General features: G+C 69.7%; 8 protein-coding genes. 3 read left to right on the top strand and 5 right to left on the bottom strand.

What is annotated here, in order from left to right:
• Window positions 1-80: 80 nt before the first annotated feature.
• Complete coding sequence (locus ACX9TP_RS11925; RefSeq protein WP_482979830.1) at window positions 81-1,127, bottom strand: hypothetical protein; 1,047 nt, start codon at window positions 1,125-1,127, stop codon at window positions 81-83.
• Between the two features lie 416 nt (window positions 1,128-1,543).
• Here ACX9TP_RS11925 and ACX9TP_RS11920 point away from each other — a divergent pair, with 416 nt between their 5' ends.
• Window positions 1,544-3,406, top strand: coding sequence for a hypothetical protein (locus ACX9TP_RS11920; protein ID WP_482979829.1), 1,863 nt, complete (start codon window positions 1,544-1,546; stop codon window positions 3,404-3,406).
• A gap of 16 nt (window positions 3,407-3,422) precedes the next feature.
• Window positions 3,423-4,154 carry an alpha/beta hydrolase gene (locus tag ACX9TP_RS11915; RefSeq protein WP_482979828.1) on the top strand — a complete coding sequence of 244 codons (732 nt, stop codon included), beginning with the start codon at window positions 3,423-3,425 and terminating at the stop codon, window positions 4,152-4,154.
• A gap of 83 nt (window positions 4,155-4,237) precedes the next feature.
• Here the strand turns inward: ACX9TP_RS11915 and ACX9TP_RS11910 are convergent, their stop codons facing one another.
• Window positions 4,238-6,388: a Kelch repeat-containing protein gene (locus ACX9TP_RS11910; protein ID WP_482979827.1), complete on the bottom strand. Its 2,151-nt coding sequence runs from the start codon at window positions 6,386-6,388 to the stop codon at window positions 4,238-4,240.
• A gap of 108 nt (window positions 6,389-6,496) precedes the next feature.
• On the opposite strand from ACX9TP_RS11910, the gene ACX9TP_RS11905 reads away from it, so the two are divergent.
• The gene (locus tag ACX9TP_RS11905; protein ID WP_482979826.1) at window positions 6,497-8,911 is read left to right on the top strand and encodes a GH25 family lysozyme; all 2,415 of its coding nucleotides are present in this window, start codon (window positions 6,497-6,499) and stop codon (window positions 8,909-8,911) included.
• Window positions 8,912-9,080: 169 nt separating this feature from the next.
• On the opposite strand, the gene ACX9TP_RS11900 is transcribed toward ACX9TP_RS11905, so the two are convergent.
• The 3 genes from ACX9TP_RS11900 to ACX9TP_RS11890 all read right to left on the bottom strand — a co-directional run bounded on the left by ACX9TP_RS11900 (window position 9,081) and on the right by ACX9TP_RS11890 (window position 11,821).
• Entirely contained in the window at window positions 9,081-9,620 is a 540-nt protein-coding gene (locus ACX9TP_RS11900) for a hypothetical protein (protein ID WP_482979825.1), read from the bottom strand.
• A 59-nt stretch (window positions 9,621-9,679) separates the two neighbouring features.
• Window positions 9,680-10,093, bottom strand: coding sequence for a hypothetical protein (locus ACX9TP_RS11895; protein ID WP_482979824.1), 414 nt, complete (start codon window positions 10,091-10,093; stop codon window positions 9,680-9,682).
• Between the two features lie 96 nt (window positions 10,094-10,189).
• Window positions 10,190-11,821 (bottom strand): LVIVD repeat-containing protein, encoded by a 1,632-nt coding sequence (locus tag ACX9TP_RS11890; protein ID WP_482982155.1) that lies wholly within the window; start codon window positions 11,819-11,821, stop codon window positions 10,190-10,192.
• Between the last annotated feature and the right edge of the window lie 210 nt (window positions 11,822-12,031).

Genomic DNA, 12,031 nt, shown 5'->3' with positions numbered 1-12,031 from the left:
AGAAAAGCGACGGCTCGGCATGGACCTAGGCATAGTCCAGCCGAGCCGCTCTGACAAACCACGAAAGGTTGGCCGCTTCTCTAGAAGAAGGCGCCCACGATGCTGGACACCGTGGAGACCGCGGCGCCCACCTGGCTGACGATGGGGATGTTGGTGGCCGCGGCGATGGAGCCCACGGCGGTGATGACCGACGTCACCTTCTTGCCCGTGCTCGCGTTCTTGTCCATCAGCGTCGCGCCCGCGTTGGCCACGTCGACGGCCGCGATGGCCACGTTGACGCCCGGAGCGAACCGGCCCAGCGTCTTGGCGGCGGTGCCCGCGGCGGCCTTCGCGCCCGCCTTGACGGCGGCCTCACCGGCCTCGCGGCCGACCGTGGCCAGTGCGGCCTTGGCGGCCGAGCGCGTGCCGCTGCCCAGGATGCCCTTGGCCAGGGTGCTGCCCGCCTTCGCGGCGTCGCCCGCGGCGGCGCTGACGGCGCGGCCCACGGTCTTCGCCGTGCCGGCCTCGAAGATGCCCTTGGTGGCGGCGCCCTTGACGGCCTTGAGCACGTCGTCGCTGGCGTTCGGGAGCGCCTTCTTGAAGGCGTCGACGGCCGTCTTCGCGGCGTCCAGCTTGCCCTTGAAGATGGAGCCGCCGAGCACGCCGCCCATCACCTTGCCGCCGACGATGCCGCCCGTCGCGGCGTTGATGCCGGCCCTGGTCGCGTCCAGGGTGGAGCGCGTGGCCGAGATGATGTCGTCCTTGCTGCCCGTGCGGATGGCCTGGCGGATGTCCTTGACGGCCGTGGCGCCCGCCATCACCGCACCGGGGATGCCCGCGTAGCGCATGGCGGCGCCCATGTTCGCGCCGAGCTTGGAGAGGCCCTTGAACCCCTGGGCGTAGGTGGGGTTGCGGATGAACTCCAGGTTCGTCTTCCCGAGCAGACCCTCGGCGCCCTGCTTGATGTTCTTGATCTGCTGGAAGGCGTCCTTGCTGAAGCCGATGGCCTTCGAGGCCTTGGTGGCGACCGCGGTGGCGCCCGAGATGAGGCTCTTGTTGTCCTGGACCGTCTTCTGCACGTCCTGGACGGTCTTCTGGACGTTGGTGCGGACGGTGTTGAAGGTCTTCTTGATGTCGGGGAAACCCATGGGGGGGCCTCACGAAAAAGATGGGATGAAACCTGCCTGGATTATCGCACCCCGCGAGCGGGAGTTGCGTCAGCCGGGCCCCTTTCTGCGATCAGCGCGGGCAAGGCGTGACCGGAGTTCCAAGAGTCTGGAATCATTACACTTTCTGGGACGACCTGCCGCTACCACTCCAGCCGTGAGGCGGAGTGCGCCGGGCGGTGCGACCTGGCCGGCCCTGTCCCCGCGCCCCTGGACGCCCCCCCGCGGGCCATGCGCCGACACGCCTGCGTCCCGGGACTCCTCCAGAAACCTGGGACGCGATTCCGCAAGCCACCTCCCCTTTTCAGGAACCACGCTTTCGCGGAGGAGATGCCATGGGTGCAGGACGCATTGGAGATGGAGGCGCAGCAGAGGCGGCACGTCGAGCAGCGGCGGAGATGGCCCGGCGTGCGGCGGAAGCGGCACGGCAGGCAGCGGAGGCCGCCGCGCGACAGGCCGCCGCGAGCCAGCGCGGCGCGGCCCCCCGAGGACAGTCCTCCTTCGAGCCGGCGGCCCCGAAGAACGCGGTGCGGCTGGAGGGCCAGGCCGCGCCCGCGTCGTCGCTGCTCACCGAGGACACGCGAGATGGGAGCGTCAACTGCCTCGACAAGGCCGCGGACTGGGTGAGCAAGAGCTCTCCCGCGCTGCGGGGCCGCTCGGAGCTGGTGTTCCTCGCGGACTCACGGGGAGGCGCCGAGGGCCAGGCGGGCCACGTCGTGGTGCGCCAGGGCGAGCGCGTGCTCGACCCGAGCAGCGGCAGGAGCTACGACACCATGCAGGCGTACCTCAAGGAGCAGCCGCACTACCGCGAGGCCGGCTCGATGTCGGGAACGGCCGCTGCGAAGGTGTTCGCCACCGAGCCGGGCTCCCCCGAGCGCGCCCGGGCCCTGGCCGACGCGAAGCTGTCCCCCGAGCTCCAACGGATGATGGTCGCGGACCCGGCCGTTCCCGAGCAGGCCCCCAACGCCGCCACCACCGAGCCCTTCTCGGTGGCAGTCCCGGGGCAGAACACCCCGGTCTCCGTGGAGCTCAGCGCCTCGCTCGAGAAGGAAGTGGTGAAGAAGGACGGCTTCACGACGGTGAAGCTCACCGCCGAGACGGAGGCCTCTGCCTCCGGCTCGGTCGACCTGAAGAAGGTGAGCGTCGGGGCGGGCGTCTCGACGGGCACGTCCCAGACGTACGAGGTGAAGATGACGGACGCGGACTTCGAGCGGCTCAAGCGGGGCGAGATTCCGCCGCCCCACCCGCTCAAGCCGGAGACGGTGCCGGACCAGTGCTCGGTGACGATGGAGTCCTCCCAGTTCAAGGGCCGGTCCTCCGAGGCCAGCATCGAGCTGCTCAAGGCGGAGCTGGGCCTGGGGGATGAGCAGAAGAGCGGCAAGGGCATGTCCATCCAGACCGAGCGCGACGGGGACACGGTCCAGGTCACCGCGGGGCCCTCGGAGCTGTTCGAGAGCAGCGTGTCGTTCAGCGTCGGCGTCGAGAACGCGTCCGTCACCCTCACCGGGACGGAGTCGATGAGCCACTACAAGCTCCGCACCGCCGAGTTCGACCTCGGCACGGACGAGGGACGCGCCGCCTACTCGAAGTTCGTCTCCTCGGGTGAGCTGCCCTTCCAGGACGGCGCGGGCGTCTCGGGCGCGGCGAAGATAGAGAAGATAGACCTCAGCGCGAAATCCGAGCTGGAGGCGGCCCTGGGGCCCTTCAAGAAGTCCCTGACGGTGACGCCCGAGAGCAATGCCTCCGTCATCGAGACGACCTTCCCCGATGGCTCGAAGGAGAACCTCATCGAGTTCAACAAGAGCGACGGCACCGAGCTCCAGTTCGAGCGGCACACCGACGCCCAGGGGAACGAGGACTACTCGAAGCAGAAGTTCTCGATGTTCCTGAAGGGCATGGAGGGCGGCGCCGAAGAGGTGTACGCCAATGCCTTCAAGGTCGACCAGCATCGGTTCGACAAGAACAACGACGTGTACCTGTCATTCACCCCGGAGCAGCTGACCCAGCTCTCCGAGCGCGCCCGCTTCTTCGTGGACAAGCAGATGGAGCGGACGGGCGGGAGCTGGAGCCCCAACGGCAAGGAGGACGCGCTCATCCTCGAGCTGTCCAAGGCCACGAACCCCGCGGACGTCGCCAACGCGCTGACGCAGCGCTCCGGCGAGAGGACGGTGATGGGTGAAGCCCTCTCGAGGCTGACGCTGACCCCGAACGGCGCCGTCGCCATCCCCGGGAGCATCGAGGCACGAGACAGGAACGCCTGACCTGTAGACTCCCTCCATGCCCGACGAGTACCGCTTCTTCGTGGATGGACGCATCCCCGTACTCAAGATGCACGACGAGCCCAGGCCCGGGCCGGCGGTCATCGTCCTGCACGGGCTCGGGGCGAGCGCGGACGCGCAGCGCTGGGAGCTGAACGCGCTCGCAACCGGGGGCTTGAGCGCCGTCGGGGTGGACGCTCCGCACCATGGAGCCCGCCGCGACGCGTGGCTGGATGAGCTGGCGCGGCTCGGTCCTTCCGAGTCCCATGCCCGCGTGCTCCACGCCGTCCGTGAGGCGACCCACGACGTCTCGCGGGTCATCGACCACGTGGTCTCCGAGGGCCACGGGCCCATCGGCCTCGCGGGAATCTCCTTCGGGGCATACACGGCGCTGGCCGTGGCGGCCGCGGACTCGCGGGTGCGGGCCACCGTGTCCATCCTCGGCTCGCCAGACTGGACTCCCCGGGAGGGCCCCATCACCGAGGAGATTCGCGAGCTGATGCGCCATGCGCCGGTCCACCGTCCATGGGACTGCGCGCGCAACCCGCTGCTCCTGCTCAACGCGGGCCGCGACAGCGTCGTCCCGCCGCATCGGGCTCGCGACTTCGCACGGACGCTCTGGGAGTGGCATCCCGGGGTGGGCTCACACGTCGAGCACTTCGAGCACCCGGAGTCGGACCACATGATGCGCCAGCAGGATTGGGACGATGTCTGGCACAGGGCGCTCGGCTTCCTCCGGCGGCATCTCTGACGGGCGCGGGGAGGCAGGGCCCGGGGCCGTCGCTTCGCAGGCCATGCGAAGCGACGGCCTCATCGATGCGGCGGTGTCTCACCTCACGGCGAGTACACCTCCACGAAGCGGCTCGGCGCGCCATTCACGCACCCCACCGCCAGCGCCGCGTCGCCGGGCATCGCGGTGAGCGTGTGGCCGGAGCGCGCGGCCATCATGCTCGCCGTGGGCCTCCAGACCTGGAAGTCCCAGTCGTACAGCTCGGCGCTGGCCAGGAAGCTGGAGGCGTTGGCGCTCCCAATCTTCCAGGTGCCTCCGGTGGTCAGGATGCCCGCGAACGACAGGACGTCGGTCGCGTGGTCATGCCGGGGGGTGGCGAGAGCGCTCGCGGAGACCCAGACATTGGCGCCCGGCACGAACTGCTGCACGGTGGCCAGCGAGCCCTGCCCCACGTACGAGCTGGTTCCCATGAGCCCGCCGATGGCGAGCGGACCACCCGAGCGACTCCACTGCAGGGTGAAGTTGCTGCGCGCCTGGGCCAGGCTCGTGGTGGTCTGCCAGCCCCCGGTGTTCGGGTCGTACAGCTCCGCGCTCGCGAGCCGGTTGAGCGTCGTGAAGACCTGGTTGTACCCGCCCGCGACGAGCACCCGGCCGTCGCTCAAGCGGAAGGCGGAGTGCTGGATGCGGCCCGTGGCGAGGTGGCCCGTGGCGGACCACGTGCCCGTGGCCGGGTCATACAGCTCGGTGCTCGTCACGTAGACGCCGCCATTGGAGCGTCCGCCGGTGACGAGCACCTTTCCCGACGAGAGGACGGTCGCCTTGAAGGAGGTCCGCGCGGTGAGCAGGCTTCCGGTGGCCGTCCAGGTGTTGGGGCCCGGGGTGAACACCTCCGCGGTGGTGACGCTGCTGTTGGCGTTGCCGCCAATCACGAGCACCTTCCCGTAGTCCAGCGCGACGGCGACCGCGTTCGTGCGGGGCTCGGTCATGTCCCCGACTGGCAGCCACGACCGGATGGAGGGCTCGTACACCTCGGCGCTGGCGAGGGGACCGGAGGCGTCACTCCCACCCGCCACGAGCACGTTGAAGGACATGTGCGTGGCGGTGTGGCCGCACCGGGCCGTGTTGAGCGAGCCGGTGGCGTTCCACACGAAGGTGCCCGGGTCATACAGCTCCGCGGCGGTCGTGGAGCCGCCGGCGACGAGCACCTGCCCGGAGCGCAGCAGTGCGACGGCCGCGCCACCGTGGCCCGTCGTGGACATGGTGGGGGCGGCGCTCCACGTCCCGCTGGACGGGTCATAGACTTCCGCCGCGCCCGCGCTGTCGACGAGGAACACCTTGCCTGACGGCAGCACGACGGTGCGGGGGCTCAGGTGGTACTGCCCCATGTTGCCGGTATGGGACCAGGTGTTGGTCGCCGGGTCATAGAGCTCGGTGGTGGTGCCCCCCATGCCGCCCACCACCAGGACCTTGCCCGAGGGCAGCAGCGTCACCGAGTGGGAGGCGCGTGCCGAATTCATCGAAGGGCCCGCGGTCCACGTGTTCGTCGCCGGGTCATACAGCTCCGTGGTCGCCAGGTTGACGCCACTCCAGTTGGTGCCGCCCGCCACGAGGACCTTGCCCGACAGCAGCCGCGTCGCCGTGTGCCGGTGGCGGGCGGTGAGCATGCCCGCGGCCGCCGACCACGCGTTGCTGGCCGGGTCATATGCGTACACGGCGCCGGTGGGGCCGATGGGCGTGCCGGGGACGACACCGCCGATGATGAGCACCTTGCCCGAGGCGAGCAGGACATCCCGGGCATCGCTGCGTGCAAGCGGGCTGGCGGGAGTCGCCGTCCAGGTATTCGTGGCCGGGTCATACAGCTCCGCCGTGGCCAGGTAGCCATTGGCTACGCAGCACGTATAGCCATTGGCCACCAGCACCTTCCCGGAGTTGAGCAGGGTGGCGGTGTGCGACGAGCGGGACGCCATCATCGCGCCAGTGGCCGTCCAGGTGCCCGTCACCGCGTCGTACAGCTCCGCGTTCGCCGTCGGCGAGCTGCTGCTGCCGCCCGCGACGAGCACCCGTCCGGAGGGCAGCACTGTCGCCGTGTCGCCGGAGCGGGCGGTCAGCAGGCTGCCGGTGACGCGCCACGCGGCGGTCGCCAGCGCCGCGCTTCGGGTGTCGAGGGTGTCGGTCTGCGTCTCGGGCGCCTCCACGCCACAGGCCGAGCAGGCCAGGAGCAGGAGCATGGAGGGAATCACTGCGAGTCGTTTCATGATGTATCGCCTTGGATGGAACCGCGTCAGCCCTGCTCGCGCGTCTGGGAGTGCGATTTCCGCATCAATCCGAGCGCAAACGGGATTTCCAGAAGGTATCGTAACTCGATGACCCATTTCCAAGTGAAGCTGCTGGTGGGGCTCGTGGTCCTGAGCGCCTGTGGAGGAATGGACACGGAGGGCGCCGGGAGCCCTGCGCCTGTCACCCGGGAGGAGCAGGCCCTCGCTCCGGCCAACGTGCAGGCCTTCTACGCGGAGTCACGGTGGGGGACGCGCTTCGGAGTCACGGGCCCCTACTACGGCCCCCTGGGCCACCGCGGGCTCGACATCCCCGCGAGCGCCGGCCAGGCGATTCCCGCGCTCCGCTCGGGCATCGTCCGCCGCGTCCAGTACTCCTCCATCGTGGGACACACCATCGCGGTGGAGTCCGCGCCCGGTGACTTCTCCGCGTACGACCACGTCATCCGCACGCGCTTCTCGGTGGGAGAGTACGTCCAGCAGGGAGACATCATCGCCTACGTGGCGGGCTACGGAGATGACCATGGCTCGGCGTGGACCGGGCCCCACCTCCACATGACCCGAGGCACCACCGACCGCTGCGCGTTCGGTGAGAATGTCAGCGACCCCGCGCCGCTCATCCGCCACGTGCTCGGCACCGGCGACGGCGGCACCGGGGGAATCCAGATCAGCATCGAGGAAGGGAAGATCCTCCAGCGCGTGGCCCAGCGCGGCGGCTACACGGGAGTGGTGGACGGCGTGCCCGGGGTCAACACGTGGAAGGGCGTCCAGACGGTCATCTCGGGCAAGGGCTTCTACTCCGGCCCCATCGACGGCGTCCCGGGTGAGAACACCTGGAAGGGAGTCCAGCGGCTCGCCCAGCTCGGTGGGTACACGGGCCCCGTGGATGGCTTCCCGGGGCAGTACACGTATGCGGGCCTCAACAACTGGCTGGCCCAGGACCCCGGGACGCCTCCTCCGTCGGGAATGACCGGCGTGTATGGGATTGATGTCGGTACGACGCAGCGAGACCTGGACTTCAGCGCCATCCGAAGCGCCGGCTACCAGTTCGCGATTGTCAAAGCCGGCGGCTCCAATGTCTCTCCCCTCTACGTCGCGCCGTACTACACCCGGCAGGTGGCCCGGGCTCGAGCGGCCGGGCTCATCGTGGGGCACTACTGGATGGCGGGCTCGTACAACCCCGCCGGTGACGCGCAGTACTTCATGGACCACCTGTATGACCATCGGCCGGGCGACCTGCTGGTGCTCGACAACGAGGCCATCGACGACGGCATCTTCTGGAACGACTCCATGACCGCCAGCTTCATGCAGGCGGTCAAGACGCGCCTGGGGAAGGCACCGTTCCTGTACACCTACTCGAGTCTGCTCCGGGCCAACACCTGGCCGCAGACGCAGGCCGTGGGCTCGAAGCTGTGGATTGCCCACTACACGGGCACCCCGGGCAACCCGACCATTGGTACGGCGTATCCGACGTGGGAAATCCACCAGTACACGTCGTCCGGCAACCAGAACGGCATTCCCCTGGACCTGAACGTCGCGAAGCTGTCCGCGTTCGCCGGACTCTCCCAGCCCCCCGCGGGCGCGACGCCTCCGCCGCCGACGGCCATCCCCGGAGGGAGCGCTGGCGGAGGGGACCCCGTCATCACCGTCCAGCAGGGAATCATCCTGCAGAACCTGGCGCGCCGGGGCGGCTATACAGGCCCCATCGACGGCGTCCCGGGCGCCAACACCTGGATTGGCGTCCAGAAGGTCCTGCGCACGCTGGGGTACTACGACGGGCCCGCCGACGGCGTCCCCGGCATCAACACCTACAAGGGATTGCAGCTCCTGGCCCAGGACGGTGGCTACACGGGCCCCATCGACGGCATCCCCGGCCCCAACACCTACAACGGCATCCAGGCCTACCTGGACGGCTCTTCCGGCCCCGTGCCGCCCATCAGCAACGCCCAGGGGGTGACGCTGCAACGGATTGCCCGCGCGGGCGGATACACCGGCGCGGTGGACGGCGTCCCCGGCACGAACACCTGGAAGGGCGTCCAGCAGGTCCTCGGCGGCTACGGCTACTCGGGGCCCGTGGATGGCGTCATGGGCACCAACTCGTACGCCGCGCTCCAGCGCTTCGCCGCGAAGGGCGGCTACACGGGCCCCATCGACGGCGCCTTGGGCATCAACTCCTGGAAGGGCGTGCAGACCGTGCTGCGGGGGTTTGGATATACGGGCCCCATCGATGGCGTCATGGGCACGAACTCGTACGCCGCGCTCCAGCGGGTGGCCCGCCTGGGCGGGTACATGGGCCCCACCGATGGCGCCCTGGGCGTGAACTCGTGGCGGGGGCTCCAGACCTTCCTGAGCGGCGCCGGGTACACGGGCCCCATCGACGGAGTCCCCGGAACGAACACGTACAAGGTGCTCCAGTCCCTGGCGAGCCGGGGCGGCTACACGGGGCCCATTGACGGCATCCCCGGCCCCAACACGTACGCGGGACTGGCGAACCTCCTGGACTGAGACGCCCGCTCGGCGCCTGACCACGGCCCGGAGCGCACACCTCCGGGCCGTGTCGGTCGTGGCCACCGCCAGGCACCGGCGGAAGAAGCCGCGCCCGATGGGCGACCTTCCCAACATGCGCGCGCTGCCGGGTGCGCTGGCGTTCTGGGCCGGTGCGAGCGCCCCAGCGCTAGAACGGAGCGCCCTGGGTCTGGAAGTCGATGGTCTTCCCGTTGAGGCTGGTGGTCAGCCGTCGCATGACCTCCGCGCGCTGGTCGGGCGTCATCTCGCCAAGCGCACGCCGCAGGGACTGCCGGTCCTCGTTCGTCCAGCGCCGGGTGCGGGCGGCGTTGTCGATGACCTGCTGGCTCTCCTGGACCGCGGCGAGACTCTGGGCGGAGGGCTCCGGCGTCGGGGCTCGCGAGCCGGCGTCGGGGGCCTTCTCTTCCGGCCGGAGGGCCAGCTCGTCGCGAATCGCCTGGGCCAGCTCGGTCTTCAGTCGGGCCGTGTCCTCGGAGGAAAGCGCGGACGCGGCAACGGCATGGCGCACCTCGGAGGGCGCACGGGCGTCTCGGGCGAGGTGTGCTTCGAGCAGCGCGCGCTGGTGGGCGAGCTCGCGCAGCACGGGGCCATCTCCCGGAGCGGGCGCCGTCCACCGTCCCAGGAGGAATCCGGCGAGAGGCCCGAGGACGAGCAGCGCTGCCAGCAGCAGCTTCAACGGGGTGGACATGGCGGTGGACTCTTCCACACCGCTGGGAGGCGCGATACGGCGCCTCCCAGCGTCGGGAATCAGGGGACCTTGGACTCGTCGGCCGAGTTGTCAGTCACACGGATGAGCATGCAATCCCCCGCGGCGTTCCACTGGAACTCGAGCTCCGAGTCGCCATTGAGGCCCCGCACCGCGTTCACGAGGGTCGGGTCTCTGGAATAGCAATTGACGAAGGTGCCGCTCATGTCCGTCGCGGAGCAGTGGACGAGCTCCCCGCCCCCGATGTTGGCGCCATACGAGAACAGCGAACAGCCAATGCGTTCCACCGTGCTGGAGCTGTTTCTCACAGTCCCCAGCGAACCCGACGCGGCACCCGAGCCGTTCGAGCCGAAGCTGAGACCGACATGGTAGCTGACCTTCGCGCCCGCCCAGGCGGTCATCCCGACCAGTACCGAGACCACCACTCCCGCCCACTTCATACTGCGCTTCGTCATGCGTCCTCCTTTCAGGACCGCGCAACGAAGTACACGACGGGACTGACACGGGCCGGGCCATGGGGTGGCTCCCAGTCCACCGCGGAAAGGAAGGCGTCAGGGCTCGTTGAGGATGACGAGGCCCCGGGGAACGGTCGCCGTGTACACGTACCCGTCTCCGGGAACGCGGATGCCGTAGGTGCCCTGGAAGATGATGTCCGTGGTTTCGGGGTGGCTCTCCTGGAACGTGTTGAAGTGGGCCACCTGGCGTGGGCGCGTGGGATTGGAGACGTCCAGCACGCGCACCCCGTCCATGTACCAGGCGACGTACAACCGCTTGCCCACCAGCAGCATGTTGTGGACGGAGGTGACGGGGCGCATGCGGAACTCGCCAATCTTCACGATGCGCTCGGGGTTGGAGACGTCCAGCACGCGGACATGGGAGGAGTTGAACTCAGTCCCCTCGAAGGCGATGGTGCGGCCGGCGAAGGTGCCCACCGCGCTGTGGTGCGCATAGCCGCCGTGCACGTAGGTGCCCAGGGTGCGCACGTTGTCCAGGTCGGTGACGTCCAGCACCGCGTAGCCGCCATAGGAGTTGCTGATGTAGAGGCGCCCGCCGTAGGCGAAGGCGTCATGCGCGCCGCTGCCGCCGATGTCGGCCGGCGGCGTGATGCTCTGGCGCAGCACGGGCTCCAGGGGCCGCGAGACGTCGAAGACGAGCAGCATGTCGCCGCCGGACATGGCGTAGAGCCGGTCCCCGTCGACGAGCACGGTGTGCGCGCCGAAGTCACCGGTGCCCGGCAGGCTGCGCACGAACCGGGGAGACGCGGGGTCGGTGATGTCGAAGAGGACGACGCCCGTGGCGGCGCTGGCGACGTAGAGGGCATCGCCCTTCGCCCAGACGCCGTTCCAGGAGTTGTCGCCGGGCAGGCTGATGGTCGTCTTGAGCACGGGGCGCGCCCGGTCCTTCACGTCGAAGACGGTGAGCCCGCCGAGCCGCCCGAACTTCGGCAGGGAGACAACGTAGGCGTGCTCCTTGGCCACGTAGACGTCCACGGACTCGCCCAGGGGCACGGGCGCCTCGGAGATGAGCCGCATGCCGCCCGAGGACTCCGCTTCGCCCGCGGGCCACGTCATCCGGTGCGCCTCGAAGGTGCCCGTCTGGGAGAAGCGGCCATCGCGGCAGCGGGCGTAGCAGCCGGTGACGATGCCCGGCGAGGACACCTTGCAGCCCATCAGCGCGGTGAGGGTGGTGACGTTGAGGAAGGTGCGCTCGGCGGAGAGGAAGAAGGTGCCGCCGTCGGTGTCGCGCACCCGGAAGGGCGAGTCGTTGAGGGTGCCGCCGCCGTCCGCCTCCAGCTTGAAGCCGGCGGACAGGCCGCTGACGCGCGTGCCGCCGTCCGACAGGCGCGTCTCCGCGCGCAGCTCGGCCAGGTAGACGCCAGAGGCCCCCACGCTGGCGAGCGCGTCCGGGTCGCACTGGGACACGTCGAAGCGGGTCAGGTCCTCGCACGAGAGGGGCGCGGGCGCGCTCCGCGAGTCGAAGGTGCACGGCGCGAAGCGGCCCCGGTCCAGCCAGTCGCCCCGCTCCTCGAGCTCCGTGTAGGTGCCGTCCCAGTCCGGAAGGGGACCGGCGTCGGTGCCGGCGTCGGGAACGGGCTCGGACTCCTTGTCACAGCCGGAGAGGACGGACAATGCCAGGACACACGCGGACAGCAGTGGCCGGAGGGAGGACGGGGCAAGTCTCATCATGGCGCCTCGTGAGCAGGAGCCCCCTGGCGAGTGGGGGCCTGCTCCTCCTACGGAGTGAGGCGCGGGCGTTTCCCGCCCGGCGTCCCGATGGTTGCCGCGTGAAGGGGAATTTCCACCCCGGGGCGGAAAAGGCGCCACGGGAGCCGCCGCTGGCGCCATCGTTGCAAGGTGCCGCCCCCTTCCCGAGGGGGCCCCCTGGCTCAGGCC

Source organism: Pyxidicoccus sp. M15 (assembly GCF_056858435.1).
The sequence above is the reverse complement of the archived record's forward strand: the minus strand, read 5'-3'. Positions and strand labels throughout refer to the sequence as shown.